The following is a 26,863-nucleotide window of genomic DNA, read 5'->3' on the forward strand; positions in this document are numbered from 1 at the left end:
AAATGTTGGACAAGTGCTACGCGAGTGAATTTTTTGCGGTAAAGCTCATGACCTCGTTCATCTTGGGCGTGAAGATGAAAGGAGTTTTTACCCAGGTCGATGGCGGCGATAGCTACTTTGTTCATGAGAATGGTCTCCGGTGAGCCCCCAGTGAAAGCTTAGTGGGCTATCACTGGGGGCGGCGGGGGTAACCATTTCATTAGAGAAATGCGCTTCCCCCAGAAAAAACAGGCCGGCCCCCACCCCCAACAAATTTAATTTCTAAATCCCCCCGCAGACTTTCTGATTTGCCGCCACCCACCCCCAACCCGCCTAATCCAGCCCTAGCCCCCCAAGGTCCGATTATGCAAACCGTACGTGCCACCTCCCGCCCCGCGATCTGGCTGATGCTAGCCGTCGTTCTCGTCGCCCTGAACCTACGCCCGTCCATGGCCGCCATCGGCCCGCTACTGACCGGCATCCGCAGCGACATCCCCCTGAGCTTCAGCCTCGCCGCCCTGCTCACCATGCTGCCGGTCATGGCCATGGGGCTGGCGATGTTCTTCGGCATGCGCATCAGCCGCCACCTGGGCGAACACCGCACCGTGGTCCTGTCGTTGCTAATCATCGGCCTGGCCACCGCCTCCCGGTTATTCCTCGACTCGGCCGCCGAACTGATCTTCAGCGCCGTCCTGGCCGGCATCGGCATCGCCCTGATCCAGGCACTGCTGCCGGCCCTGATCAAATCCCGCTTCAGCGATAACGTCTCGCTGTTCATGGGCCTGTATGTCACCTCGATCATGGCCGGCGCAGCCATTGCCGCCTCATTCGCCCCCCTGGTGATGATCAACACCGGCAGTTGGCGCATCGGCCTGGCGATCTGGGCGGCACTGGCGGTTGTCGCCTTGCTGTTCTGGTACGCCCAACGTTCGGCCATCGCTCCCCAGGCCAACCCAACCGTCAACAACACGTCCTTTGCCGGTAATCCCCGCGCCTGGTTGCTGGCCATCTTCTTTGGCCTGGGCACGGCGTCCTACACCTGCGTGCTGGCATGGCTGGCGCCCTACTACGTGGAGAAAGGCTGGAGTGAACAGAGTGCCGGCCTGGTGCTGGGGTTTCTCACTGCCATGGAAGTGATCTCCGGCCTGCTGACCCCGGCCCTGGCCAACCGCAGCCGCGACAAACGCCTGGTGCTGATGGTGTTGCTGGGCCTGATCGTCGCCGGTTTCTGCGGGCTGATCCTCAGCCCTGAGTCCCTGAGCCTGCTCTGGCCGTGCCTTTTGGGGCTGGGCATCGGCGGGCTGTTTCCAATGAGCCTGATCGTCTCGCTGGACCACCTCGACCATCCCCAGCGCGCCGGCGGCCTGACGGCCTTCGTGCAAGGCATCGGCTACCTGATTGCCGGGGTTTCGCCGCTGATTGCCGGGATGATCCGCGATCAACTAGGCAGTTTCGAATGGGCCTGGTGGGCCCTGACCGCGGTGGTGCTGGTGATGATGCTGATGGTCCTGCGCTTCGACCCACGCCACTACGCCAGGCACATCGACTGAGCAGCCGAGTCTGCGGCGCATGGTCCTGAGCCGCGCCTTCCGTTAGCATCCCTGGTCCAGGCGTGTGCGCAACCTGCACACGCCGCTGAACGGACGTTATGGATGCTCAACAGTAACTTGCTGCGCAAGCTCGATATGCAGGACCTGATGGTGTTCATCGCGGTGTATGAACAGTGCAATGTCAGCGGCGTATCCGACGCCTTGTGCGTCAGCCAGTCCACCGTGAGTTATTGCCTGAAGAAACTGCGCACCAGTTTCGAGGACGAGTTGTTCATCAACACCCGGACCGGCATGCGCGCGACCGACCGGGCCAGCAGCATGTACCCCCATGTGCTGCAGATCATCGAGAGCATCAACCTGTGCCATGCCGGGGTCCAGGCGTTCGACCCGACTCGGCGGGCCGTGACCTTCAACCTCTGCGCCCCGGAGTACTTCGAACAGTTGGTCCTGCCGCGCCTGCTGCGACGCTTCGCCCAGGTCGACCTGCCGGTGACCATCAATGTGCACAAACTCGAAAGTGAGATTCCCGCCGAAGAACTGCGCGACGGCCGCATCGATCTGGTGATCGGCTTCGGCCCTAATTTTCATCAGCACCACAGTGACTTCAAGTCCCAGGTTTTGCTCACCGATGACTTGGTGTGCGTGGTCGACCAGCACGCCCCGCACCCGACGCCGCGCTTCAGCCTGCAGGATTTCGCCCAGCGCCGGCATGTCTTTCCCACGCCCTGGACGTCCAGCACCAACATGGTCGATGGCTGGCTTGCGCAGCAGGCCCACAAACGGCAGGTTGTCGCCCGCGCCAACAGCTACAGTGCGGCGCTGAAGTTGATTGTCGGCACCGATTACCTGCTGGCCATGCCGCGGCGTATCCAGCAGTTGCTGGCCAGCGAACCCGGGTTCAGTCATTACGAGGCGCCCCAGGGTCTGCCGAGGTTCAGCCTGGACATGCTGTGGAGCGAGGCCGGCGACCTGGACAGCGCCAACACCTGGTTGCGCCAGCAGGTGATCGAGGCCTGTGTCGCGCAACCGCTGGATTGAAGGGTGCGGCGGGGCTCAGCGACCGATGGCGGTCTTGGTGTAGGACTCGCGGTCAATGTCCAGGACTTCGACGGACAGTTGCACCTCGACCCCGGCCGGCCATTCGCACAAGTCTTGCAGTACCGCCAGCAGGCTATCGGACAATTGCTTCTTGATCGCCGGTGAACGGCCACTGAGTATCGCCAGCCGCAACGCCACGAAGCCCCGCTCGCCCATGCCGGTACCTACACGGAATGCGCCTACCTGCATGGCCCGACTCTTGATGTCGAACTCATCGGCAAACTGCCCGGAACCGGCCAGCGCGTGGTTGAAACGCAGCAGCGCCACGTCCGCGTTGAGCCCTGGCAGGTTGTCGGTGTATTCCATGTGCAGGTGAGGCATTGCAGTGCTCCTTGGGTTAACCATCAAAGTGCCTACGTATAGCACAGACCGCTCCTACCGCCATCTGCGACATTGGCCTAGATCTGCGGCGCCCCGCGGTCGCTCATGAAGGCTTCCAGGCGCGAGCGCAGCCAACGCTCGGCCGGGTCGGTGTCGACATGGCTGAGCCAGACCATGGACAGGTCCAGGGTCGGGGTGTGGAACGGGAACGGCTCCTTGAACAATTGCCCCGAGGCGGCCATGGCTGCGGCTGTGTAGTCCGGCAGGCTGGCGATCAAGTCGGTGCCCGCCAACAAGGCCGGCAAGGCACTGTATTGCGGCACCGATAACACCACCTGGCGGGTGCGGCCGATCTCGGCCAGCCACTCATCGGCAAAGCCGCTGACGTTGGCCGTGTGCGAAACCAGCACATGGGGCCGGGCGCAGTATTCGTCGAGGGTCAGCGGCGTGTCCGAGGCATCGGCGCGCAGGATGCTGGGCTGGATGTGGCGCAACAACTTGCGCTTGGCATTGGCAGGCAGGCCACGGGTCTGGCTGATGCCGACGGTGATATCGCCTGACGCCAGCAAGTCGGGAATCCGCCAGTAGTCAACATGCTGCACCACGAACACCACCTGCGGCGCTTCCTGGCGCAAGGCGCGCAACAACGGTGGCAGCAGGCCGAACTCGACGTCATCGGACAGGCCGATGCGAAAGGTCATGGTGCTGCTGGCGGGATCGAACTCGCGGGTCAGGCTCAGGGCCGAAGACAAGGCGTCGAGCGCCGGAGACAGATGCTGGATCAGCTCCTCGGCCCGCGCCGTAGGCTCCATGCGGTGACCGACCCGGATAAACAGCGGGTCGTTGAGCATGACTCGCAGGCGATTGAGTGCCGAGCTGATTGTGGGCTGGCCGAGAAACAGCTTTTCCGCCGCGCGTGTCACGTTGCGTTCGAGCATCAGCGTTTCAAACACCACCATCAGGTTGATGTCGGCCTTGCGCAGTTCATTGCGATTCATCTACCGCCCCCAGTCCCCAAGACTGGCGACAGTTTAGGAAGCCGTGGGGAGTGCCGTCCATCGACATCGACGATTGATTGCACACCCGTGGGCAAACATCCGCTAGCCAACACCCGGCGGCCCGCTCACTCGGGGCGCCGGGTGCCATGAGCCACCGTCAGTTGCGGGCTTGAAGCCCTTCGATAAAGCCGGCGATACGCCCACAGGCGTCGCTCAACGCGGCATCGGAGACGGTGAAGGAGATCCGCACGAAACCGGCGGTGCTGGCCCCAAAGGCGCTGGCATCGAGTACCGAGACACCCGTGGCGCGGAACAGCTGCCAGGCGAAGTCGGTGCTCGACAAGCCGGTATCCCGCACATCCACCAGCATGAACATGCCGGCCTCGGGCACCTTGCACTTGAGCAGCGGCACGTTGCGCAACCCGGCGACCACCAGGTCACGCCGACGGCGATACAACTCGCGCGCCTGGCCGACCACCTGCTCATCCAGCTCCAGCGCCTTCAACGCGGCGGCCTGGATGAAGCCCGGCAAGCCATACAGCATGCACAACAGCAGGTTATCCAGATGGCCGATCAGTTCCTGTGGCCCGACCACCCAGCCGACCCGCCAACCGGTCATGGCATGGGACTTGGACAGGCTGTTGAGCACCACGGTGCGTTCGCCCATGCCTTCCAGGGTCGCCACGCTCTGGTGCGCACGATCGTAGGTGAGCTGGCCGTAGACCTCGTCACTGATCACCCACAGGTTGTGCCGCTGGGCCACCAGGGCCACCGCTTCCAGTTCCTCGCGGGTGTAGACGTTGCCGGTGGGGTTGTTGGGCGTGGCCAGGGCGATGCCGCGAGTCTTGTCGGTCACCACCGCCTCGATGGCGGCCAGGGTCAAGCGGAAATCGTTTTCCGCCGGTTGGGCAATCGGCACCAGGCGGGCACCGCTGGCCTGGATGCTCGCCTCGTAGGTCAGGTACATCGGCGCCGGCACCAGCACCTCATCGCCGGTTTCGAACAGGCACATGGCGGTGGCGTACAAACCATTCTGCGCACCAGCCACCAGGGCCACGTTGGCGGCGGACACCGGCTGGCCGAGCAAGGCCGTCTGCTTGGCGGCAATCGCCTCGCGCAGGGCCGGGCGGCCGATCACGTGGCAGTAGTGAGTGTCGCCTTCGTTCAGGGCCTGGATCGCGGCCGCGCAGATCTCGTCGGCGGTGGCGAAGTCCGGATCGCCGATACTCAGGACGATGGCATCTTCACCCCGGGCCTGGGCATCACACGCGGCGTAGTGAATGTCCCAGGCGCTGACCGTCTCACCGCTGATGCGCTGGACCATGGACGAATATTTCATGAAAAACTCCTTGTGAGCCCTCGGGCCGACGTATCAACACAGCGTGAAGTCAGGCCTGTCGTTGGGGCGTTTTGCCGATACGGGCAAAGCCTTGTTCGATCAATATCGCCAGAATGATGTAAATCACCGCCACCACCAGCAGCGGCTCATAGACTCGCAACGTTTGCGCACGCACCAGGTTGGCCGCACCGAGCAAGTCGGTGACCGCAACGGTGGAGGCCAGCGCCGTGGCCTTGAGCAGCATCACGCTCTCCCCTGCCAGGGTCGGGCGCAGCATCTGCAAGGCACGCGGCATCCATACTCGCCGCAGCACCAGCCAGGGCCGCATGCCATAGGCCCGCCCCGCTTCCAGCTCGCCACGCGGCACTGCGCGCAAGCCACCGCGCAGCACTTCGCCGACATACGCCGAAACGCTCAGGGTCAGGGCAAACGCAACGTACCAGAAACCTTCACGCAAGTACGGCCAGAACATGCTGCCGCGAATCAACGGGAAGGTAGCGAACAGGCTACCCACGCCGTAGTAAAGCACGTAGATCTGCACCAGCAAGGGCGTGCCACGCAGGACGCTGGTGTAGAACCGCAGGCCGTTGGCCAGGAAACGGTTCTTCGATAGGCGCCCCAGGGCCACGCCAACCGCCATCAGGAACCCGAAGAAACCCGAGATCAGCAACAGCTGCAGGGTCAGCCCTGCACCCTTGACCAACTCGTTGTAAAAACTGCTCAACCACTGAAAGTCCATGCCTGCCCTTCCCTATGAGTGCCGTGGCATCCAGCGTTCGAAGCGAACTTCGACCTGCCGGAACACCGAACTGGAAACCAGCGTGATCAGGTAATAGAACGCCGCGACCGCGAGGTAAAACAGCAAGTAGTGTTTGGTCGAGGCCGCAGCCTGGCGCCCGGCGGTCAGCAGTTCGCTGTAGCCGACCACGCTGATCAGCGCGCTTTCCTTGACCAGCACCAGCCACAGGTTGGACAGGCCGGCGATGGCGAACGGCAGCATGCTCGGCAGGATTACCCGGCGCACCAGCATCAAGCGATTGATGCCATAGGAGCGCGCGGCTTCGATCTGGCCGTGGGGAATCGATTCGATCGCCCCGCGGATGATCTCCCCCGAGTACGCGCCCTGCACAATGCCCAGCACCACCACGGCGGCCATGAACCCGTTGATCTCGACACTCGGTTGACCGAGCGCCGCCATCGTCAGGTTGATCAGGTCGGCACCGGCGTAATACAGCAGCAGGATCAGCAACAGCTCCGGCACTGCGCGGTACAGCGTGGTGTAGCAATTGGCACAGACCACCATCCAGCGTGGTCCCTTGAGTTTGACCATGGCCACGATCAGGCCGATAGACAGACCCAGGACAAAGGCGCCCAGGGAAATACCCAGGGTTTTCACCATGCCCTGCGCCAGGGCCTGGAGCCAACCGTCGGCAAAAAACAGCCGGGAAATTTCAGAAACAGTCATGAGCACACCTTCGCTGGGTTTGCTTGAGGTACCGGCTTACTCGAGGGCCGAGATATCGGTCTTGAAATAGCGCTCACGGATTTTTTCGTAGCTGCCGTCGGTTCGCAGCGATTGCAGGGCCACGTTCAGACGTTCACGCAGGGCATCGTTGCCCTTGCGCACGCCCGCACCCACGCCGTCACCGAACAAGGGGTCGAGCGGAGCCACGCCCTTGCTCGCGAGCATGGCGTTGTCTGGCAGTTCGAGCAGCGGCTCGACCACCAACTGGTCGGCCAGCATGATGTCGACACGTCCGCTGCGCAGGTCGGCGAGGAGGTCGTCCTGGTCGTTGTAGTAACGGATGGTCGAGTCCTCGGCGTAGTACTTCTTGACGAAGGCGGCGTGGGTGGTGGAGCCCTGCACGCCGATGATCTTGCCCTTGAGGCCGGCCGGGGTCGGGTCCAGTTCCAGGTTGCGCTCGCCGATCCACAGGGCGCGGGTGAAGAAGTACGGCTGGGTGAAGTCGATCACCTGTTGACGCTCGGGGGTGATCGACAGGGAGTTGAGCACCACGTCGACCTGCTGCGATTTGAGCGCCGGGATCAGACCGTCCCAGGACATTTCATTGAGGCTGCATTCGGCCTGCATGCGGGCGCAGACGGCGGTGATCATCTCCGGCTCGAAGCCGCTCCAATCGCCCTTGCCGCTCTTGAACGAGAACGGCGGATAGGGTTCCAGGGCGATGCCGAACACCAGTTTGTCCGCGGCCATCGCGCTGCTCGCGATGCCGGCCAGCAAGCAGGCTTGCAGGGTAACCAACAGAGTTTTTTTCATGCAGGGTGCCTCTTTCAGGTTGTTGTTATCGAGGTTGAAAAAACCGGCGCGATTACCCGCGGTTGTCCTGGGCCATGACAAATTGCCGGCAGCGTTCGCTGCGCGGATCCAGCAGTACCTGTTGGGGCGGACCTTCTTCCTCGACCCGGCCCTGGTGCAGGTAAATCACCTTGCTCGACACATCCCGGGCAAAGGCCATTTCGTGGGTCACCAGAATCATCGTGCGGCCTTCCTCGGCGATGCCCTGGATCACCCGCAACACTTCGCCTACCAGCTCCGGGTCGAGGGCCGAGGTCGGCTCATCGAACAGCATCACTTGCGGGCGCATGGCCAGGGCCCGGGCGATGGCCACGCGCTGTTGCTGGCCGCCGGACAGAAACGCCGGGTAGGCATTGCGCTTGTCGATCAGGCCGACTTTTTCCAGCAGTTGCTCGGCGTGGGCGGTGGCTTCCTTGCGGTCCTCACCGAGCACATAGACCGGGGCTTCGATGACGTTCTCCAGCACTGTGCGGTGCGGCCACAGGTTGAAGCTCTGGAACACCATGCTCAGGCGGGTGCGCAGGCGCTCGACCTGACGCGGATCGGCGACCTGCGCGACCCCATGGCGTCCAGTCTTCAGGCGTACTTCTTCGCCATTGATGCGCAGGCTGCCGCTGCAGGGAATTTCCAGCAGGTTGATGCAGCGCAGCAGCGTGCTCTTGCCCGAGCCGCTGGAGCCGATCAGCGAGACCACCTCGCCCTCCTTGGCGCGCATCGAAATGCCCTTGAGGACGTGGTGGTCGGCGTAGCTTTTGTGCAGGTCGTCGATGGCGACGACCGAGGTGTCCGCTGCCGGCTGCGGGATGTTCACGTTGGTGAGTGCTTGCACGTCTGGCTCCTCGAATACTGGGGGATGCGGTACACAGGGCTGCGGGGCATTACTCGTCCTCGCGCGCCGGAATCCACCACTCCTCACCGCGTACGGTGGTGATGTACTCCGGCCAGCGGAAACGGTGCGGCGCCTGGAAGTCGGCGGGCAACAGGGGCGCCTGCCAATGCTCACCACCGATGCCACCGCCGGTGCGCTGGTTGAACTCGGCCTTGGCTGCCGCCAGCAGGTCGTCGTTGCAGAACAGGTCGAGCAAGGTGCTGGCGATGGTTTTGGCCGCCACGTCGATCATCGGGTCGATGGTATGCGGGATGCCGCCCAGGGCGTTGGAGACCCAGTCCGGGTAGACATGGCCGGCGGGCGCAGAGAGCATCGGCCGCGCGACGAGCAGGCGCACGGTCGGGCAATGCCAGGTGTATTCGGGGTAGTCGTCGGAGGTCAGGTACTTCTGCCAGGCCGGCATTTGCAGGCGCATCTGGCGTTCGCACTCCTGCGGCTCGATCAATTGTTCGATGGCTGGCAGGAAGGGTTCGGCCATCGGTTCCAGGCCCAGGTTGCGCTGAATGTCGCGGGCGATCTCGCAGGCTTCCAGGCCCCATTGCGGCGCACCGATGGCGGCCAGGTTGTCGTAGGTGGCCTGGGCCAGCACATGGTTGGCCAGGCCGCCACGGGACTTGCACACCCAGGTCTTTTTCCATTGGCAACCGGTGGCCATCGCCGCGGCGGCAGCGTTGTTGTCCATCACCGAGGAAATGGTTTCGGCCTGCTCGATCGAGTCGCAACGCAGCAGGTACTGGATCTGCGACAGGTGCGGCGGCAGGTTGTCGGCGGTGGCCTGGCCGGCAGTGAGGATGGCTTCGTTGTAGCTCCACAGGCCAGTGAACGGCAGGGTCGAACGGCGCAGGCTTTCATTGAGGTTGTAGAAGTGCATCAGCGCATCGTTGGCCCCCGGCGCGCGGGCTGCCAGGTGGTTCTGCGGGATGGGGCTGTAGCGGTCGGCGGCGATCCAGTTCTGCGGGTCTTCGCAGGTGAAACTGTAGATGTAGGCGTAGGCGATTCCGCAATGGGTATCCCAGGTGGTGGTGTTGTTCAGCGGCAGCATGTAGGTGGGGTGAAAACTGATGGCCGCATCCAGGTTGTCGTAGTAACCCTTGGCGGCATGCACCGGCTTGGAGGCGCGCAGCTTTTCTGCCGGCTCACCGAAGAAGCGGATGGTGCCCTGGATGCCAAACTCGAGCATCGCCGCCTTGGCCGCCAGCACCCCACCCAGGGCACTGATGCCGAGTGCCGAATGCGGGTCGGTGTGCCCGGGGGCAAACCGCGACAGGCCGTCACGCGGCATCTTGCGGGTGGTCGCGGCCTGGCAATTGCCAGGGACCGCGTCGTACTCGGCATAGGTCGCCAACACTGGGCCATTGCCGTTGCTGAAGGTGGCGCAGAAGGCGGTCGGCATGCCGCCACTGCCCTCTTCCACGGTGAAGCCTTCCTTGCGCAGCAGCTCTACATACCAGGCGCAGGACTTGTACTCGCGAAACGCCGGTTCCGCGTAGTGCCAGATGATCTGGTGCCAATCAGACAACTGCTGGCGGTGCTGGTCGATCCATTTACGGGCAAATCTTTTCTGCAATTCCATGCGGCTCTCTCCCACAGATTCGGCGAATTGATGCTCAGGCAGACAGGAAGGCTGCGGCGTCCAGTTCCAGCAGGACCGGCTGGTGGGTGTCGGCCAGGCGGATCAGCGCTTCGCGCAACTGCTCGCGGCTACTAACGGACTGGTGCTGGACGTGGCAGGACTTGGCCAGCGCGGCGAAGTCCGGCGGCAGGATGTCGACGCCCAGTGGCGGGATCTCGCGGGCGGTCATGTAGTCGCGGATCTCGGCGTAGCAGTGGTTGTTCCACAGCACCACGATCACCCCTGCCTCGGCCTCACGCGCGGCGATCAACTCGGCGCTGGAGAACTGCACCCCGCCATCCCCCACCACTGCCAGTACCGGGCGCTCGGGCATCGCCAGCTTGGCGCCGATCGCCGCCGGCAAGCCGTAGCCCAAGGTGCCGAAACCGGTGCCGGCGTTGAACCAGCTGTTGGCTTGCGGCGCCCGGTAGCCCAACGCGCCCTGATACACCGGCTGGGTCGAGTCGCCGACCACAATCGGCGCCGGCAGGCTGTCGCGCAGGGTGTCGAGCATCTGCTGCATGACGTTTTGCTTGGGGCTCCAGCTCGCACGCTCGGCGGCATTGACCCGCGCCACGCCAAGGCCGGCCCAGTCACTGGCCGGGCGCTCGGGCACGGCGCTCAAGAGCGCCTGCAGACCTTGCCCGGCGTCCCCCAGCAAACCGACATCGGCACGGGCCGCGCCGAGAATCTGCAGTGGGTCGATGTCGAGGCGAATCAGCGGTGCATTCAAGACCAGCGGCCCGAGGCCAAAGAAGTCGTAGTCGGTCTCGCCCAGTTCGGTGCCGACCGCCAGGACCACATCCGCCTCGGCAAACAGCGCCCGGCCATGGGCCGACGACTGCACGCCATCGAGCAGCAACGGATGCTCCGGCGCCAGCAGGCCACGGGCATTGGTGGTCAGGGCCACGGGGGCCTGCAGCCGCTCGGCCAGCGCTTGCAGCAACGGGCCAGCACGCCGGGCACCGCCACCGGCAAGGATCAGCGGCTTACGCGCGGCAGCCAGCAGTTGCACCGCCGCGTCGATGTTCAGTGCGGCCGGGGCCGGGGCTTGCGGCAAGGTGCGCGGGCGCAGGTCGAGGCCATCGGCCGGCATCTCCAGCACGTCGAGAGGGATTTCGATATGCACCGGCCGTGGCCGCGCGCAACTGAACAGCGCAAAGGCACGGGCCAGCACTTCGGGCAATTCCTGCGGGCGTTGCAGGGTATGGCTGAAGGCGCAAACCCCGGAGACGACGGCACGCTGGTCGGGCATTTCATGCAGATAGCCATGGCCCAGGCGCTGGTGTTCGCGACGGCTGGTGGTGGAGATCACCAGCATCGGCACTGAGTCGGCGTAGGCCTGGCCCATGGCGGTGAGGATGTTGGTCATGCCGGGGCCGGTAATGATGAAGCACACCCCGGGCTTGCCGCTGGCGCGGGCATAACCGTCGGCCATGAAGCCGGCGCCCTGTTCGTGCCGTGGGCTGATGTGGCGCAGCGAACTGCCGTGCAATCCGCGATACAGCTCGACCGTGTGCACGCCGGGAATGCCGAACACCGACTCCACGCCGTAGCCTTCGAGTAACTGGACGAGCGCCTGGGCACAACTGGTCATGCGAGCACCTCTGTATTGTTATGGTTATGTCAGGCATGCGCGGCCTGATTCGAGGGCTCTAGTATTGGTGACAAAACAATTACATCAATCGAAATAAATTTGCGTCTTTGTCCAATTTAATTGAACAGATCGACCGTCGATGAGGGGGCGAAAGGATCATATTGCTCACCAGTGATGGGCAAATTATTCGATTGTGGGGGTTGGGCATTTTCATAAAGATGCTGCGACGGCCTCCATAAGGAAGACAACATGCACGTCCGGCACCAGCCCCTCTTGACCCGCAATCCCTGCACCCAGCGCCAGCTGATCAGCCTGCATTACGGTCAGCCCGGGCGCGCCGGCAAGGTGTACCTGCAAGCCAGCCTGCACGCCGACGAGTTGCCCGGCATGCTCGCGCTGCATCATTTGCGTTTGCTGCTGGACGAGGCCGAGGCCCGTGGCGAGATCCTCGGGGAAATCGTGCTGGTGCCGATCGCCAACCCGATCGGCCTGGAACAGACGCTGATGCACGATGCCATGGGCCGTTTTGACTTCAACAGTGGCGAGAACTTCAACCGGCGTTACCTGGACCTGGCGCAGATGATCCAGGCGCAGCTTGGTGATGAGCTCAACGACGATCCGCAACACAACCTGCAGCTGATTCGCCGCGCCATGGCCGCGGCCTTGCACGGGATGCTGCCGGGCAGCGAGCTCGACTCCCTGCGCCAGGCGCAATTGCTGCTGGCCCACGACGCCGACTTCGTCCTTGATCTGCATTGCGACGCCCAGGCGGTGGTCCACCTGTACGGCGAAACCCCCTATCAGGCCCAACTCGAACCCCTGGCCCGCTACATTGGTGCCCAGGCCACCCTGCTGGCCAGCGGCACCGGTGCCGGCTCGTTCGATGAAGCCTGCGGTCAACCCTGGTGGCGCCTGGCGCAACAGTTCGCCGACCGCTTCCCGATTCCCCCCGGCTGCGTCGCCGCCACCGTCGAGCTGCGGGGCGAAGCGCAAGTCGAGCACCCACTGGCCAGCCAGGACGCCGCCGCGCTCTACGCCTTCCTGCAACACCGCGGCCTGCTCGCCGGCACCGCGCCGCCGCTACCCGCCCTGCTCCAGCCCATCACCCCCTTCGACGGCTCCCTGACCCTACGCGCCCCGTGCGCCGGGCTGGTGGTGTTCCTGCACAGCCCGGGAGCCTGGATCGAGTGCGAGCAACCGGTGGTCCACATCATTGACCCCATCAGCGGCACGACCCAGGTGGTGTGCAGCACCACAAGCGGAGTGATGTACATGCGCAGCGCCATCCGCTTTGCCGCGACGGGAGTGGAGCTGTGCAAGGTGGCGGGAGCGGTGCCGTTGGCGGGTGGGGTGGTGGTTTCGGCGTGATGAGGTGCGTGGTGTGTTTGAGATCGTTGCTCGGTCCTACAATGCGTTGGCAGGCTGTGCCAGGGGGCTTCGCGGTCGGGTCAGGCGGGCCAGGGGTTTGAATCGCCTCGTGAAGTCTTGGAGTTCTACCGAGACCTGACGGAACGCTCGGGTTATGAGCTGGAAACCGAAGCTCGACAAGGAAGTAATGCATCACGTAGTCATCCGTTACGCCAATGCGTCAAGCGTTGCAGCCAAGACGAAGTGACAGCGAAAGCGTCACGCAATTGTTTGGCAGTGATCGTTCGGTCCGCCACATCGAAAGCCAATGCCGTTCGCAGGGCTGGCCAGCAGTGTTTCGGTAAGTTCTGAGGTGTACGCAACTCGCGCTCCAGATGCTCATTGCGTGCCCGGGTCGAGGGCAAACGACGGAACGGGGGCTTGCCTTCCGCCAATTCGTAGATCACACAAGCCACGCCGTACACGTCGGCACTGGCCGACAGCGCTTGGCCGTCGAGCAATTCTGGCGCAGCGTAGCCCGGCGTCCAGCCATTGAAGCGCTCGCGACTCAAGTGCGGCAGGCCGGGCAGGATGCCCTTCTCCGCTTGACCGAGACCGAAGTCAAACAGGCGAACGCCTTCTTCGCTGAGCATCACGTTGCTTGGCTTCATATCACCATGCAACACGCCGCGAGCATGGGAGTAGGCCAGTGCATCGAGCAGCGGCAGCACGATGTCGCGTAATTCCTCCCACGGCAGGCCTTGGGGGCGCTCGCAGAGTAAGTTATCCAGGGTCAATCCACGCATGAACTCCATGGTGACGAAGGCACGCTGGCAGTCAGTGTCCACCTCAAAAGTGTGCAAACGCAACACGTTGTCGTGCCGCAGGCGCCGGGTCAGGGCGAACTCGTTGTAGAGCAACGCACTGGCGTCCGGCGACTCGGAAAATTCTTCGCTGAGAACTTTCAGCGCGACGTAAGGGTCGGGTTCGCCGAACTGTTCGCTCAGCAAGTCTCGTGCACGGTAAACCGCGCCCATGCCACCGGCACCGAGCAAGCGCTCGATGCGGTAACGGCCTGCCAGCACATCGGGTATTTCACCGATGGTAGCCCTGGTTGGCGCTAGCACGGCTTCAGCCTTGTACGACTTGGCGAACGCAAAGTAGGTCAGGTTGCTGTCCTGCGCCTCGCTCTCCAGCAGGTCGTCGATCGGTCGCATGTGTTCAGTCATTGCCGGATCACTACAGCTGTCAGGTTGTCTCGGGCCGAGCCACGCAGTGCGCCGTTAAACAAACGATCCAGCGCAACCTGCGGCGCGGTCAGGCTCAAGGCGTCGCCGAGTGCATCGCTGCCGAGTCCTTGGTACAGGCCATCGCTGCAGAGCAAGAACGCATCGCCGGGACAGATCTCAAGCTCCAGCACATCCAGGGTCAATTGCTCCGCCGCCCCGACCGCTCGGGTCAAGGCATATGCGGCAGGATGGGCCTTGGCCTGTTCGACGCTCATTTGCTGTTCGTCGATCAGTTGTTGTTGCAGTGAATGGTCCTTGGAGAGCTGATACAAACGCTGGCCGCGCCACAGGTAGCAACGGCTATCGCCGGCCCAGATACAGGCCGCACGATTGCCTTCCACCAGCAACGCCACCACGGTGCTGCCCATGATGCTGTCGTGGCGCCCGGCGGTGACGGTCAACTCCTGACCCAAACGACGGTTGAGCCAGTGCAGGCACTGGCGAATGCCTTTGAGTCGTTCGTCGAAATCATCCTGCATTGGCAGTTCCGCCAGACTGGCGACGATCAACTGGCTGGCGATATCGCCCCGCTGATGACCGCCCATGCCGTCCGCAACCACCCACAACCCCTGCTGTGGGGCGTCCAGAAAAGCATCTTCGTTGCGCGCCCGAACCTTGCCGGCATCGGTGCGTGCTGCGCTGCGCCATGGGCCGGCCACCAGCGTCAAAGCTGCACCGGCATGCGGAAGGTACGCAGCACGCCCATGTCGAACGGATTTGGCGTGCGCTGGCTGGTCAGCAAGTAATTGGCGCGCAGGCCTCCTACGTCAGCCTTGAGCACCAGCACGTCACGGCCGGTCAGGTATTCGGTCTGCATCAAATCAAACAGACGGAACAACGACCAAGGGCCGGTGTTCTTCTCGATACCCAGCGGGCGACCGACCATTTTGTCGAGCACCAGGCTGGTACGCCCGTCTTCAGCGTCGGTTGGCCATCTGAACGACACCGGTACTATCGGGCCATGACGGTATTCGATGGTCTTGTCGCCAAACTTGAACTCGGAACGGCTGACAGCCGGGTCGAGGGTGTAAGGCTCCAGTTTGAACTGCACCTGAGGTTCGGCTGGGTTATCGGCGAAGAAGCTCTGGCGGATCACGAGCGCGGCGGCCATCTGATCAAGGTAGACCTTGGAGATCGGTAGACTGTGACCATCGACACTGCGCATGCGGTAGTTACCCGGATCACCGCTGACAAACGGACGCAGGTAGCTGTCGAAGAAGCGGTCGGCAATCCCCCGGGCCTTGAAAAACTCGCGGAAGTCGCTGATCGCTACGTCGCTGGCGCTGTGGGCGCTGAACGGATAGCGCTTGCTGATCGCCTTGCCGTAGAAGCTATACAGTTCACTCTGATAGCGCTGATTCAGATATCGATAAGAATCGCTGAGTACCAGACGCCAGGTGTCTTCAGCCAATACGTTGAACCACACACTCACCGGGCGCGGCAGACGGCCCGACGCATTGCGCAGGTTGCTCAGCGCATCACGCTGGCCACTCATGCGGGTCTTGGCCATTTCGAACGCGGCTTGCTCTGGTGAACTGGCACGGGCCAGGCTGGCCATCTGCATTTGCAGGTCATTTAGGGCGGTCAGGGCCGGGATCAGGTCAGCGGTTGGGCCGTTGTTGTCATCCAGCAAGCGGTGCAGCGACTCAAAGCGACTTTGCAGGGACTTCTTCGCGGTGTCCGGCAATTTTTTCACCAAGGCGTCAGCCGCCTTGCCGGCCGCGGTGACCGCTAGTTTTCCGAGCTTACCGCCCTTATCTGCCAGTTTCCCTGCCGCATCGGCGGCGTCATCTGCCGTGTCAGCGACTACTGGGAATCGGGTGTTTTCACGCACTTCCACTAGCAGTTGCAGGATCGGTGAATTGGCAGATGTCAGGCCAGCCAATTGCTCCGCGCCGTCACTAAAATCGTTGATGGCCGGCAGCGCGATCCGGCCCACTGCCTCACCCCAGTAGTTGGCGTAGTCGCGAAAATACAGCTGCTCGAGTTCGACCATCAGGCGACGTAAGTCCATACCACTGATACTCGAGCCTTCACCCAGTACCCAGTTGTCACTCAGGATATCGGTAACCAGCATCGAGCCCTTAACCGAAAAATACTGCTGATAGCTCTGTTGGGTGTAGAACCCCGGGATCACGTAATCGGTGCCAACAAACAGCGGCCCCTGTGGGCCAAGATGTTGGCTTAAACGGTATTCCGGCAGGCTACGGGCCTGCTCGCGCAGCATCCGATATACCACGTTAGCCAGGGACTCACTGCGTAAAACCTGTCGCGCCTGAGCCACCAACTGATCATTAAGCGGATAGATAAACGGCTGTTGTAGCAAGCGCTCGAAGTGGCTGTTCAAGCCGTTTTGCACAGTGGTGTTGCCGGTGTATCGCTGGGACCATTCGGTGGCAACCCAGTCCTTGAGCCATGGCCCGTCGCGGCGATCCTTCATATTCAACATCAGGTACGCACGCAGGCTATTGAGCAGGCGTTCGCGGTCCTTCATATTGGCGCGAATCTGCCCTTCTAGCAGGGTCGCGACCCGTGGTAATAGCTGTCCTTCAAGCTCACGTTCATAGGCAGTCTTAACCATCGGATTAACGTCTTCACCTTGATACAGACCTCCACGTTCGTAGTAACCCACATCGCCTTTTTTTGGGAACACCTGAGTAGCCGCGTAGCGGGTGTCGAGGGTCTTGAGCACCGCCATGGAGTCATCACGGGTGGTGAGGGTCGAGCTCTGTTGGCTCCAGGTTTGTGCCAGGTTACGCAGGCTTTCCAGGCGCTCGTAGTTCGCGGAGAAACCGCCCGCCCAGAGCATGCCCAATAGCGTCAGTGCGGCCAGTGCGCCCACGTACAGTGCACGCTGGCCCCAGTGGATGCGGCTGCGTTCGCGTTTGTCCAGGCCTGCAAGATCGGCCTCAGGGAAAATTACCCGACTGAGTAAATGGTGGATGAAGCGCGAATGGCCACTGCGCAGCGTCGGCAACACGCCGGCGTTCATGCCCAGGTTGGCACCGATACCTGCGGTGGTTGCGTCCATTTCCTCAGTCAGATGCGGTGCGCTGGTCAAGTAGAAACCGCGCAACTGGCTTACACGCTGGTAGCGGTTTCCGGTGAACGCCATATCGACGAACAGGCACAGACGCTCGCCGATTTTCCCCAGTCGATGCGGGAAGTCGAGGATGCGGCCACGGCGCTGGGTATCACGCTCCTGGTACATGCGCATGATCACCTGGCTGTTGAGGCGATGCAGCAACGCTTCGAACTCAGTGCGCAGCACCGTCACATCAGTGCCGCTCTGATCCTTGCGGAAACTGGTACCGAGCACCTGATCGCTTTCTTCGCGAGTCAATTGGTCGAAGAACTCATCGAAACCAAGCAGGCGATCAGCCTTGCTCAATACAAGGTAAATCGGCACATCGACGTGCAATTTCTGATGCACATCTTGCAAGCGCGCACGCACTTGGCGGGCCAGGGTTTCAAGCTCCTGTTCACTGCCGCCCAACAGGGTTTCCACCGGGATGGTCACCAGTACACCGTTTAGCGGACGATTGCGGCGACGCTTGCGCAGCAGGTCGAGCAACGTGCTCCAGGCACTGCCATCGACGTCGGCATCTGGCTGGGTCAAGTAACGGCCAGCGGTGTCGATCAGCACGCCGTGATCGGCAAAATACCAGTCACAGTGACGGGTGCCGAGGGTATCGCGGGTCAGTTTTCGATCAATCTTGTTGATCGGAAACTCAAGCCCCGAGAAGTCCAGCAAGCTGGTTTTTCCACTGCCTTGCGGACCAATCAGCACGTACCACGGCAAATCACTGCGCCAGCGTTCGCTGCGACCACGATACAGGCTCGACGTCTTCAGGGTTTTCAGCGCGTCTTTGAAACGCGTCCTTAACTCTTTCTGGTCTTCGTCGATCTGTTCTTCGCGGCGGATACGATCCTGGCCGTACTCCGTGTCTTCTATGGCTTTTTTGCGAACACCCGCGCGCCAACTGACAAAGACCATGGTCAGGCCCCAGAACAGGAACAGCACACTGATGGTCAGCAAGCGGGAGGTCGAGTCTTCCAAAAACTTGTAGTCATCAACCGCCAGCAGCGGCCCGGCGAACCACACCAACAGCGCGACAAACAGCACCAGCAGCAGCGTCCAGACCCAGGTCTTGCGCAAGAATTCACCGACTTTCTTGAAAAGCTTTTTCATCACGCGTCCCTGTTTACGGCTGCGACTGCGGCTGGGCCGCTGCCGGATCAAACGACTGATAAGGCTGCAGAACGGTATCGCGTTGCTCGCCCAGTACCCAGGCGAAGCCCGAATACATCACCACTAGGCAAACAAAGGTGAACAGCACCACCATCCACGCCGGCACGATACGTACCAGGCTGCGACGCTGATCGCTCAGGCCTTCCCAGTGCGGTGATAACTCGCGTGGTACATCACCGCGCAACTGGCGGATCTGGCGATACAAGGCGTCGCGGATGCCGTCGAGTTCGAGCATGCCGCGAGCCTGTACGCGGTACTTGCCCTCGAAGCCCAAAGACAGGCACAGGTACATCAACTCCAGCATCGGCAGGTGCTTGACCGGATTTTTCGACAGCCGATCAAGCAACTGGAAAAATTTCTCACCACCGAAGGTTTCGTTGTGAAAGCTGCTGAGCAGGCTCATTTGCGACCACTCGCTTTCGTTACCCCACGGCGTGGTGACGACAGCTTCGTCAGCCACGGTGCAGAGCACGTAACGGGCAGCCATCACCTGGCTGCTTTCTACGCCATTGTGCAAGGCGCTGACTTCAAATAATTTCAGCCCGGTGGTCAGTCGCTCGTTGAGAACAAGCAAGTCTTCGCGGGTGCTGCTGTGCTTGAGCCGCACTACTTCAGACAATAATTCTGAGGCAGCAGCCACCAGCGAGTTCAGACTGATATTGAACGCTTCGGCCGGGCGCAAGCGCGCAGCGTAGATCATGCGTTTTTCAAGCTGCTCGAAGCGTGGAGGCGCAGCAAAGTCCGTCATCGGACTCGACGCCGGGCCGTGGCCCTGACGGTCGAGCAGGACGGTTCTATCGTCCTGGCTGTATTCCGTATTCTTGATCATGTCGGTCAGTTCCTGATGGCCCAGAATTTCAGTTCAAGCTCGGCGAATTCGCCGGACACGTGGAACGCGAAACCGCCGGAGCGTTCGAGTTGCGCCAAGTCTTCGGAGCTGAGTTCGAGAATGAAGTAGGTTTTGTTGGAGTGGAACGCAATCTGCCGCGGGGCCACAGGCAACGGTTTGACCTTGATGCCTGGCAGGTGCAGGTTGACCAGTTGACGAATACGCTCCACCGGGCCGACCTTGAGGTGCGCCGGTAAGCGATGGCGCAGTTCTTCGGAGTCGCAGTTGGCACTCGCCGCCAGTACAAACGAGGCAGAACCTAGTAGTTTGTGGTCGTGCAATGGCGAGACGATGATCCCGTATTGACGTGCTTGCAACTCCAACTCAATGGCGTGCTGTTCCAGCACCATCGACAACACCTGACGGATCGCGTCCATCAATTTACGGAAGCTTGCACCCTGATCGCTGTGCTGGTAACGACTGTCCAGACGAGGACGTTTGCTTTCGCTGGAGAATGTCGCCAGATCGCCGAGCATGGTCAGCAGCGTGCGGTACAACTCTTCCGGATGCACCTGTTCCAGGCTGAGGTAGTGACGCAGCAGTAGTTCGGTACGGTTGATCAGTTGAAGCATCATAAAGTCGCCGACTTCTGCGCCACCCACCTTGCCATTGGAACGGATCCGGTCAGCAATGGCGTCCCCGCGGTTGCCGAGCATGCTAATTACTTCCTTAAGGCACGACAGCAAGTAGCTGGAGGCGTGCGCCTGGATGTAGGTTGGTACGAATTCCGAGTCGAGGCTGATTACGCCGTCCGGCGTGGTATCGAGTACTTCGCAGATCTTCAGCTTCACGTACGCCTGATCGCTCTGCTGCTCGCCGAGCAATAGCTTGAAGTCCGGTCGAGCGCAGCTAACCTGGCTGGCGGAGTCGTCGCCAGCGTTGGAGTCGGCTACTTCCGCTTTGTACGCGGTATAGCGCGCCAGCACGTCGGACTGCTCCGGGCGACGGGACTCGATGTGGTTGCCGGTGACCAGCGGCAACGCCAGATAGATTGGCGTGTTGCCGGTGTTCGGTGGCACGTCCAGGGCCAACGGCTCGGTGTTACCACCCAACTCGAACAGACTACCGTCCGGCAGAATCCCCGATGCCTGACTAATCACCAGTTTGCCCATGTTGAGGAACTGCAAGTCGATGTCCAGGTTGAGGAAGCCCCAGATGTAGCTGCCCAGCAATTGGGTGCGGGTCTTCATCTGGTGGTCGTAGTAGCGATCGTTGTGCTGGAAGTGCTGCGGACGCAGCAACATGCCTTCCTGCCAAATGACTTTATGGGAGTTCATGGTCAGTCAGCCGCCTTGACTAGCAATTCATGGGTGTTGCGAATGCCGCTCTGGTCGAGCGTCAGGTCGGCGTCGGTGACTTCCTCCGGGGCGACTTGCAGGGTGTAGCGCCATTTGGTATCCGGCAGGTCCCGGTAGGCGGCGAGGACACCGACATAGCGGCTACCCTCCTCGACATTGAGCTTGAATTCGACGGTTTCTCCCGGACGCAACTCAAGCTCCTCGGTCGCGACCATATCGGGAGCCAGGGATTCCTTGGCGCGCTCGTACAGGCTGAAAAAATCCGCGTTCTCGAACGCCACCGGGTGCTTGAGTTCAAACAGACGTACGACAATCGGCGACGGGCGACCGTTGAGATCCGGGTTCAACTGGTCGCTGGCCGTCAACTTCAGATTGAGTTTGGTGACGTGCGAATACGGCGATAGCGTTGAGCAACCGCCCAGCAATACCAAGGTGGTCAGCGCAGTCAGCGCCTTAAAAAAAACAGTCGGGCGGCGAGACATGCGCATCATCCTTGGTGGTCGGTGTGAAGGGTGGAAATCAGGCGGATCTGTTCTTCGTAAGCCTGGGCGAAGTCGCGGGCCAGCAAGCGTTCGCTCCAGTCATCGTCCTGACGCAGGGCCTGGTGATAGCGACCGTAAGCCCTCCAGCGGCTGCCGGACGTGGCGAGCAACGGTTTGTTGTCTCGCTCGAAACGCAGGGTGAGCCGTTGCGGCGAGAAGTGCTCCAAGGTGCAGCGAACGGCGGCGCGGCTGGCCGTAAGCAAGGCGACCTGATGCGCCTGTAAATCGCGAAAGGCACGAGATATAGCCTGTTCAGGTGGTAACTGCCCTGGCTTGTTCGGCTGCAACAGAATGCTCAGCGCTTCACCGGCATCAACGGCGAACTTCAACGGGTTTTTGTTGGTGCCCTGAGCGATGGTATGGGCCAGGCGTAGTTCGTTTTTTAGCTCGCTGCGGGTGCGCAGGCTCTGCTGCAAACCGCCAACACTTTGCTTGAGCAGACGTGCAGCGTTCAGCGCGAGGGCTTCGCGGGCATCGTGGTCAAGGCCGTTGAGATCCACACCCAGGGCGCCAGCAAACTTTTCCCAGAAACCGTCGCTCTGACGCTCGACTGCTTTCGCAGCCGGGGCGGGCGCAGGTTCGGCCGGGGCATCGACCAGCTCCGGCACCATGAGGCTTTCCATGTCGATGCGCGCATAGTCGGCGCGCTGACGGGTGTCTTCCGGCACCGTGCTCGGCGAGATCATCTCGTCGATTTCCGAATACACACGTTCCTGCTGGTCTAGAGCACTCAGCGGGTCGAGGTCGAGGAACGCATCATCAGGAATGATACTGCCAGCGGCTTGCGGACGACCGACCTCCACATCGCAAGTCGCCAGGGCGTGAACTAGCCGTGCACGGATCTCGAAATCACCCAGCACGTATACGCTGCCGTGCTCGATACGTACCGTATCGCCCTTGTGCAAGCGTGCGCCGCTGGTACTATTCTGGATTCCATTGCTGCTGGTATCGGTCAGGAAAAACGTGCCCTCGCGGTAGCTGATCAACGCGTGATGGTTGGACAGGTGACGCTTGCGGTCCGGAATGATCCAGTCGCAATCTTCCCCCCGACCAATCACGCCGCCGGCCTGTTTGAAGGTCTTCTGGCACAGCTGCGTAGGTACGAACTGCTTGGTGTTCAGCATTTCGAAAACCAGTTCCATGGTGATGCTCCTTGCGGTCACTTGCCGCGATTGACCGCCTGCGGATCGCCCAATGGGCGATAGGTGTTGTCGTTGTATTTGTAATTGCCGCTGCAGCCACCGAGGCCACATAGAACGACAGCTGTCAGAAGGACGGCGTGCCAGTGACGAATAGACATCAGAGGGTCTCCAGGGGCGGCACAAAGCGCCGGCCTTTACGGTTAAGGCTGTTAAAAGCGGGGGGATTGAAATCGGGCGTATTGGGCCTACCCATCGACATTTCCCACGTTGATGTTCAGGCGTCCGAGGCGGTAAAGGAATGTGCGCCGTGGTAGGCCGAGTTCGCGAGCAGAGAGGGTTTGGTTACCGTCGTTCTTACGCAGGCAATCGATCAGCAGGCTGCGCTCGATCTGCTCCAACCGTTCACGCAAGTTCAGCCGTTTGACCTCCGGTGCGGTGTCCATACGCAGGGAGAAGTGCTCCACCAGCAACTCATTGCCTTCGCAGAGCAGCACCGCACGCTCGACCAAACCCTTGAGTTCACGCACGTTGCCGGGGAATGCGTAACGGCCCAAAAGATCCAGCACTTCGTTGGACCAACCCACCTCATCACGCTGCAAGAACGTACAGGCCTTGTTGGCGAAGTGTCGTGCCAAGTCGAGAATATCGTCTTCGCGTTGGCGCAGGGCCGGTAGCTCAATAGGGAACTGCGCGAGACGGTAGTACAAATCCTCGCGAAACTTCCCTTGGCTGACCAGCACCGATAAGTCCTGATGTGTCGCGGCAATGATGCGCACGTCAATTTTGTGGGTGTCGTTGGAGCCCAGAGGACGAACCTCTCCCTCTTGCAGAACCCGCAACAGCTTGACTTGCAGCGACAATGGCATGTCACCGACCTCATCAAGCAACAAGGTGCCGCCGTTGGCTGCGTCGAACAGCCCGGATCGGTCACGGTCAGCACCCGTGAAGGCGCCTTTGCGGTAACCGAATAGCTCGCTTTCCAGCAAGTTTTCCGGGAGCGCCGCGCAGTTCTGCACGATAAACGCCTGGGAACGACGCGGTCCGCATTCGTGGATCGCCCGGGCTACCACTTCCTTGCCTGTACCCGTTTCGCCACCCAGCAGCACGGTGTAAGGGCTGTGCAAGACTTTGCTGATCAGTGAATAGACCTGACGCATGGCTGCGCTTTTACCCGTCAGGCCATAACCGCTGGTGCTCGGAGCGGCGAGCGGTGCCGGCGATGTGCTGCCGCTCGGCCATCGTAAACGCTGCAGCAAATGCAAATGGCCCAGCACGAACGAGCCAAGTCGACCAAACGAATCGGCGAAGCCTTGCAGTTCGATGTGCTGATGGCTGGCACACAGCAATAACCCTTCCACAGATTTCTGCTGATTGACCAGCGGCACGCACAGCAGTGATTCCCACAGCCTCGCCTGGCTCGGCAGGAAACTGGTCTCGTGCAGACTGCCGCTCAATTCACCAATGCACACTACACGGTTCTGGCACAGCGCAAACTGCAGCAGCTGCTCGCCGTTGTAATCCGCCGGCAAGCACGCAGTTTCCCGGGGCTGCAGGTTGCCATTGAGGCACTCCGCATTCATCTCCAGACAGGTGTGGGTAGCGTCCAGCAGGTACAGTTGTGCCAATTCACACCCGCTGAGCTCGGCCAGACCGCGCACGAAGTCACCCAGCAGCGCAGTTCCATCCGTCGCGCGCGACAGGCTGGCGAACTGCACAAGTAAGGCTTCGGCATAGACCAGAGGTTGCGGCACTTGAGTGAACATCACACCCACCTCAGGCGAACTCGCAGATCACGCTGGCGTTGCCGTCAAGCGTTGCGTGCACACGCTTGAGGCTTTCGCCAGTGGCCATCGCGTCCAACAAACGGTCAGCCACCAACGGCAGCACATGCAGGTCCAGCAAATGGTCGATCAGGCGTGCGCCGCTGTCGCTTTGGGTGCAGCGCTCGGCCAGGTGGTCGACGAGGTGCTGTGAATAAGTGAAGTCGAGTTGGCGACGGTTCAGGCGCTCGCCCAAACGATCGAGTTTGATTTCGATCAGTTCGCGTAGCACCTGCCCCCCGACCGGGTAATAGGGCACCACACGCATCCGCGCCAACAGTGCCGGTTTGAAGTGCTTGCTCAGCACCGGGCGAATGGTTTGTTCGAGGACTTCAGCCGATGGCCGTGCGCCGTTTTCGCAGAGTTCGCTGATGTGGTCGCTGCCCAGGTTAGAGGTCATCAAAATCAGCGTATTGCGAAAATCGATCTCGCGCCCTTCGCCGTCGTTGGCTACGCCCTTGTCAAAGATTTGGTAAAAGAGGTTGAGCACGTCCGGGTCGGCCTTCTCGACTTCATCGAGCAGCACGACGGAATACGGTTTCTGGCGCACCGCTTCGGTGAGCATGCCGCCCTCGCCATAGCCGACGTAGCCTGGTGGCGCACCGATCAGGCGCGAAACGGTATGTTTCTCCTGGAATTCGGACATGTTGATGGTGGTGATGAAACGATCACCGCCGTACAACAAATCAGCGAGGGCCAATGCCGTTTCGGTCTTGCCGACGCCACTTGGGCCAACCAGCAGGAACACCCCCACGGGCGCATCGGGCTTGTTCAGGCCGGCGGCGGTAGCGCGCATCGAGCGATCAAGGGCGTGAACGGCTTGTTCCTGACCACGAATGCGGGTACGCAGGTCAGTAGCGAAGCTGGCAACCTTGGCATTGTGCTCACGGGCCAGTTGCGCCAGCGGTACGCCGGTCCAGGCACTGACCACCTCAGCCACAAGCCGCGGGCAGACTTCGAAGCTCACCAGTCGCTCTTTGACTTGCAACTCGGTCAGGGCTTTGTGAGTTTCGTTGAGTGCAGCTTCCAGGGTTTCGACGCTTTGCGCTTCGCCTAAGGTGTCTTCAACGTCTTCTTCGACCACAACGTTGGCGGCTTCACGGGCCTTGGCCAATTTTTGGCGCAGATCCAACAGATGCTCAGCCAATGTTTTCTGTTCGGTCCAGAGGGTTTCCAGCGTGACCATTTTGGTTTCAGCTTCTTCCAGACGTTCTTCCAGCGCATCCAGCGCTTCGTGGTCGATCAGCAAGCCGGCCTCGGCATCGCGGCGCAGGGCCTGACGTTGGCGGCCACCCTCTGCCAGCTCACCACGCAGCCGTTCCAGGCTTTCCGGAGCGGCTGCGAGGCTGATGCGCACACGAGCGCAGGCGGTGTCCAGTACGTCGACGGCTTTATCCGGCAGTTGACGACCCGCCAGGTAACGAGCGGACAACTCGGCAGCGGCGACCACCGCGTCATCACGTAAATAGATACCGTGGCTCTTCTCATAAACCTGAGCAAGGCCACGCAGAATGGTCACCGCCTCGCTGACGGTCGGTTCGTGCAGTTGCACTGGCTGGAATCGACGGGCCAGGGCAGGGTCTTTCTCAAAGTACTTTTTATACTCAGCCCAGGTAGTCGCAGCGATGGTGCGTAACTCTCCTCGGGCCAACGCTGGCTTAAGTAGGTTGGCGGCGTCAGAGCCACCGGCATTGCCGCCCGCACCTATCAAGGTATGGGCTTCGTCGATGAATAAGATGATTGGCCTCGGCGACGCTTTGACTTCATCAATCACACCTTTTAGGCGACGTTCGAATTCCCCTTTGACGCTGGCGCCGGCTTGCAACAGGCCCATGTCCAGAGACAGCAATTCGACGCCTTTCAACGCTTGCGGCACTTCACCAGTAGCAATACGCGAGGCCAGGCCTTCGACGATGGCCGTTTTACCGACGCCAGCTTCGCCAACAACAATCGGGTTGTTCTTGCGTCGCCGAGCAAGGATGTCAACCATCTGCCGGATCGCGCCGTCGCGGCACAACACCGGGTCGAGTTTGCCGTCGCGGGCCTGCTGGGTCAGGTTGTGGGTAAAGCGTTGCAGCAGGAACTCACTCGACACGTTCAATTTACCGGTGGCCGACGGCTCTTTCCGGGATAAAGCGAACTCTTTCAGGCGGTCGATATTCAATTTGGCCAGCAACAGTTGGTAGCGACTGCCGGCGTAGCGCATCGGGTTACGTAACAACGCGAGAATCAGTGCAGCCTGTTCGACCTGGGTCTGGCCCAGTTCAAGGTTGGCAACCAGCAAGGCGTCTTGCAGCCACTGCACCAGTTCCGGGGCGAACACCGGGTTGCGCGAAGCGCTGTGCTCGACCCGTGATTGCAGCGCTGCACTGAGTTCACCAGCGTCTACTTCAGCATCCAGCAGCGCACGGGCAAGCAAGCCTTGCGGACGCTCCAGCAAACCCAGCAGCAGGTCCTCGACGAGGATCTTGCTGCCGCCACGAGCCACACAGCGTTCGGCGGAACTTTCCAGGTCACGACGGGTTTCGGCATCCAGCGCCTGGATGAGTTGCTGTAGGTCTACGTTAATTATTTGTCATCTGTC

The 26,863-nt window shown here is 61.4% G+C and carries 22 protein-coding genes and 1 pseudogene; 3 read left to right on the plus strand and 20 right to left on the minus strand.

The annotated features are described in order from the left end of the window. Window positions 1-125: pseudogene (locus CKW24_RS28530) on the minus strand (IS110 family transposase); the annotation flags it as partial. A 219-nt stretch (window positions 126-344) separates the two neighbouring features. Between CKW24_RS28530 and CKW24_RS26480 the strand changes: the two are divergent. Together CKW24_RS26480 and CKW24_RS26485 are read left to right on the plus strand one after the other, a co-directional pair. Further along, a complete protein-coding gene (locus tag CKW24_RS26480) occupies window positions 345-1,529 on the plus strand; it encodes a cyanate transporter (protein ID WP_095171698.1) in 1,185 nt (394 codons plus the stop codon). A 102-nt stretch (window positions 1,530-1,631) separates the two neighbouring features. Continuing rightward, entirely contained in the window at window positions 1,632-2,567 is a 936-nt protein-coding gene (locus CKW24_RS26485; protein WP_095171700.1) for a LysR family transcriptional regulator, read from the plus strand. 15 nt (window positions 2,568-2,582) lie between these two features. Here the strand turns inward: CKW24_RS26485 and CKW24_RS26490 are convergent, their stop codons facing one another. The 9 genes from CKW24_RS26490 to CKW24_RS26530 all read right to left on the minus strand — a co-directional run bounded on the left by CKW24_RS26490 (window position 2,583) and on the right by CKW24_RS26530 (window position 11,700). Then, window positions 2,583-2,948, minus strand: coding sequence for a 5-carboxymethyl-2-hydroxymuconate Delta-isomerase (locus tag CKW24_RS26490; RefSeq protein WP_095171702.1), 366 nt, complete (start codon window positions 2,946-2,948; stop codon window positions 2,583-2,585). Window positions 2,949-3,025: 77 nt separating this feature from the next. Further along, window positions 3,026-3,946, minus strand: coding sequence for a LysR substrate-binding domain-containing protein (locus CKW24_RS26495; protein ID WP_095171704.1), 921 nt, complete (start codon window positions 3,944-3,946; stop codon window positions 3,026-3,028). A gap of 157 nt (window positions 3,947-4,103) precedes the next feature. Beyond that, a complete protein-coding gene (locus CKW24_RS26500) occupies window positions 4,104-5,285 on the minus strand; it encodes a pyridoxal phosphate-dependent aminotransferase (protein ID WP_095171706.1) in 1,182 nt (393 codons plus the stop codon). A gap of 49 nt (window positions 5,286-5,334) precedes the next feature. Further along, entirely contained in the window at window positions 5,335-6,024 is a 690-nt protein-coding gene (locus CKW24_RS26505; RefSeq protein ID WP_095171708.1) for an ABC transporter permease, read from the minus strand. Window positions 6,025-6,036: 12 nt separating this feature from the next. After that, window positions 6,037-6,750 carry an ABC transporter permease gene (locus CKW24_RS26510; RefSeq protein WP_095171710.1) on the minus strand — a complete coding sequence of 238 codons (714 nt, stop codon included), beginning with the start codon at window positions 6,748-6,750 and terminating at the stop codon, window positions 6,037-6,039. A 36-nt stretch (window positions 6,751-6,786) separates the two neighbouring features. Beyond that, a complete protein-coding gene (locus tag CKW24_RS26515; RefSeq protein ID WP_095171712.1) occupies window positions 6,787-7,563 on the minus strand; it encodes a transporter substrate-binding domain-containing protein in 777 nt (258 codons plus the stop codon). A gap of 52 nt (window positions 7,564-7,615) precedes the next feature. Then, complete coding sequence (locus CKW24_RS26520; protein ID WP_269467580.1) at window positions 7,616-8,431, minus strand: ABC transporter ATP-binding protein; 816 nt, start codon at window positions 8,429-8,431, stop codon at window positions 7,616-7,618. A 49-nt stretch (window positions 8,432-8,480) separates the two neighbouring features. Continuing rightward, window positions 8,481-10,064: a peptidase M20 gene (locus tag CKW24_RS26525; RefSeq protein WP_095171714.1), complete on the minus strand. Its 1,584-nt coding sequence runs from the start codon at window positions 10,062-10,064 to the stop codon at window positions 8,481-8,483. Between the two features lie 34 nt (window positions 10,065-10,098). Continuing rightward, window positions 10,099-11,700 carry a 5-guanidino-2-oxopentanoate decarboxylase gene (locus CKW24_RS26530; protein WP_095171715.1) on the minus strand — a complete coding sequence of 534 codons (1,602 nt, stop codon included), beginning with the start codon at window positions 11,698-11,700 and terminating at the stop codon, window positions 10,099-10,101. Window positions 11,701-11,949: 249 nt separating this feature from the next. On the opposite strand from CKW24_RS26530, the gene CKW24_RS26535 reads away from it, so the two are divergent. Then, window positions 11,950-13,068, plus strand: a complete 1,119-nt coding sequence (locus CKW24_RS26535; protein ID WP_095171717.1) for a succinylglutamate desuccinylase/aspartoacylase family protein — start codon at window positions 11,950-11,952, stop codon at window positions 13,066-13,068. A gap of 200 nt (window positions 13,069-13,268) precedes the next feature. Here the strand turns inward: CKW24_RS26535 and CKW24_RS26540 are convergent, their stop codons facing one another. The 10 genes from CKW24_RS26540 to tssH all read right to left on the minus strand — a co-directional run bounded on the left by CKW24_RS26540 (window position 13,269) and on the right by tssH (window position 26,851). Then, a complete protein-coding gene (locus tag CKW24_RS26540) occupies window positions 13,269-14,276 on the minus strand; it encodes a serine/threonine-protein kinase (protein WP_162530194.1) in 1,008 nt (335 codons plus the stop codon). Continuing rightward, on the minus strand, window positions 14,273-14,998 hold the full coding sequence (locus tag CKW24_RS26545) for a PP2C family serine/threonine-protein phosphatase (RefSeq protein WP_095171746.1): 726 nt from the start codon (window positions 14,996-14,998) through the stop codon (window positions 14,273-14,275). The genes CKW24_RS26540 and CKW24_RS26545 overlap by 4 nt, the downstream gene beginning before the upstream one ends. Window positions 14,999-15,000: 2 nt before the next feature. Next, window positions 15,001-18,528, minus strand: a complete 3,528-nt coding sequence (gene tssM / locus CKW24_RS26550) for a type VI secretion system membrane subunit TssM (protein ID WP_177440719.1) — start codon at window positions 18,526-18,528, stop codon at window positions 15,001-15,003. A 13-nt stretch (window positions 18,529-18,541) separates the two neighbouring features. Next, the gene (icmH, locus tag CKW24_RS26555) at window positions 18,542-19,417 is read right to left on the minus strand and encodes a type IVB secretion system protein IcmH/DotU (RefSeq protein ID WP_095171722.1); all 876 of its coding nucleotides are present in this window, start codon (window positions 19,415-19,417) and stop codon (window positions 18,542-18,544) included. Window positions 19,418-19,422: 5 nt separating this feature from the next. Continuing rightward, window positions 19,423-20,754, minus strand: coding sequence for a type VI secretion system baseplate subunit TssK (gene tssK, locus CKW24_RS26560; RefSeq protein ID WP_095171724.1), 1,332 nt, complete (start codon window positions 20,752-20,754; stop codon window positions 19,423-19,425). Between the two features lie 2 nt (window positions 20,755-20,756). Further along, the gene (tssJ, locus tag CKW24_RS26565; RefSeq protein ID WP_095171726.1) at window positions 20,757-21,257 is read right to left on the minus strand and encodes a type VI secretion system lipoprotein TssJ; all 501 of its coding nucleotides are present in this window, start codon (window positions 21,255-21,257) and stop codon (window positions 20,757-20,759) included. Between the two features lie 5 nt (window positions 21,258-21,262). After that, complete coding sequence (gene tagH, locus CKW24_RS26570) at window positions 21,263-22,459, minus strand: type VI secretion system-associated FHA domain protein TagH (protein WP_095171728.1); 1,197 nt, start codon at window positions 22,457-22,459, stop codon at window positions 21,263-21,265. Window positions 22,460-22,476: 17 nt separating this feature from the next. Beyond that, window positions 22,477-22,617 carry a type VI secretion protein gene (locus tag CKW24_RS26575; protein WP_095171729.1) on the minus strand — a complete coding sequence of 47 codons (141 nt, stop codon included), beginning with the start codon at window positions 22,615-22,617 and terminating at the stop codon, window positions 22,477-22,479. A gap of 87 nt (window positions 22,618-22,704) precedes the next feature. Next, the gene (locus CKW24_RS26580; RefSeq protein WP_095171731.1) at window positions 22,705-24,222 is read right to left on the minus strand and encodes a sigma-54-dependent Fis family transcriptional regulator; all 1,518 of its coding nucleotides are present in this window, start codon (window positions 24,220-24,222) and stop codon (window positions 22,705-22,707) included. A gap of 10 nt (window positions 24,223-24,232) precedes the next feature. Then, entirely contained in the window at window positions 24,233-26,851 is a 2,619-nt protein-coding gene (tssH, locus tag CKW24_RS26585) for a type VI secretion system ATPase TssH (protein ID WP_095171733.1), read from the minus strand. Window positions 26,852-26,863: the final 12 nt, after the last annotated feature.

The sequence above is a fragment of the Pseudomonas sp. Irchel 3H3 genome (assembly GCF_900187635.1).
GTDB lineage: Bacteria > Pseudomonadota > Gammaproteobacteria > Pseudomonadales > Pseudomonadaceae > Aquipseudomonas.

Excerpts from the sequence above, each read along its gene's own strand:
- CKW24_RS26480 (WP_095171698.1), top strand. The coding sequence starts at position 345 with ATGCAAACCGTACGTGCCACCTCCCGCCCCGCGATCTGGCTGATGCTA.
- CKW24_RS26485 (WP_095171700.1), top strand. The coding sequence starts at position 1,632 with ATGCTCAACAGTAACTTGCTGCGCAAGCTCGATATGCAGGACCTGATG.
- CKW24_RS26490 (WP_095171702.1), bottom strand. The coding sequence starts at position 2,948 with ATGCCTCACCTGCACATGGAATACACCGACAACCTGCCAGGGCTCAAC.
- CKW24_RS26495 (WP_095171704.1), bottom strand. The coding sequence starts at position 3,946 with ATGAATCGCAATGAACTGCGCAAGGCCGACATCAACCTGATGGTGGTG.
- CKW24_RS26500 (WP_095171706.1), bottom strand. The coding sequence starts at position 5,285 with ATGAAATATTCGTCCATGGTCCAGCGCATCAGCGGTGAGACGGTCAGC.
- CKW24_RS26505 (WP_095171708.1), bottom strand. The coding sequence starts at position 6,024 with ATGGACTTTCAGTGGTTGAGCAGTTTTTACAACGAGTTGGTCAAGGGT.
- CKW24_RS26510 (WP_095171710.1), bottom strand. The coding sequence starts at position 6,750 with ATGACTGTTTCTGAAATTTCCCGGCTGTTTTTTGCCGACGGTTGGCTC.
- CKW24_RS26515 (WP_095171712.1), bottom strand. The coding sequence starts at position 7,563 with ATGAAAAAAACTCTGTTGGTTACCCTGCAAGCCTGCTTGCTGGCCGGC.
- CKW24_RS26525 (WP_095171714.1), bottom strand. The coding sequence starts at position 10,064 with ATGGAATTGCAGAAAAGATTTGCCCGTAAATGGATCGACCAGCACCGC.
- CKW24_RS26530 (WP_095171715.1), bottom strand. The coding sequence starts at position 11,700 with ATGACCAGTTGTGCCCAGGCGCTCGTCCAGTTACTCGAAGGCTACGGC.
- CKW24_RS26535 (WP_095171717.1), top strand. The coding sequence starts at position 11,950 with ATGCACGTCCGGCACCAGCCCCTCTTGACCCGCAATCCCTGCACCCAG.
- CKW24_RS26540 (WP_162530194.1), bottom strand. The coding sequence starts at position 14,276 with ATGACTGAACACATGCGACCGATCGACGACCTGCTGGAGAGCGAGGCG.
- tssM (WP_177440719.1), bottom strand. The coding sequence starts at position 18,528 with ATGAAAAAGCTTTTCAAGAAAGTCGGTGAATTCTTGCGCAAGACCTGG.
- icmH (WP_095171722.1), bottom strand. The coding sequence starts at position 19,417 with ATGATCAAGAATACGGAATACAGCCAGGACGATAGAACCGTCCTGCTC.
- tssK (WP_095171724.1), bottom strand. The coding sequence starts at position 20,754 with ATGAACTCCCATAAAGTCATTTGGCAGGAAGGCATGTTGCTGCGTCCG.
- tssJ (WP_095171726.1), bottom strand. The coding sequence starts at position 21,257 with ATGTCTCGCCGCCCGACTGTTTTTTTTAAGGCGCTGACTGCGCTGACC.
- tagH (WP_095171728.1), bottom strand. The coding sequence starts at position 22,459 with ATGGAACTGGTTTTCGAAATGCTGAACACCAAGCAGTTCGTACCTACG.
- CKW24_RS26575 (WP_095171729.1), bottom strand. The coding sequence starts at position 22,617 with ATGTCTATTCGTCACTGGCACGCCGTCCTTCTGACAGCTGTCGTTCTA.
- CKW24_RS26580 (WP_095171731.1), bottom strand. The coding sequence starts at position 24,222 with ATGTTCACTCAAGTGCCGCAACCTCTGGTCTATGCCGAAGCCTTACTT.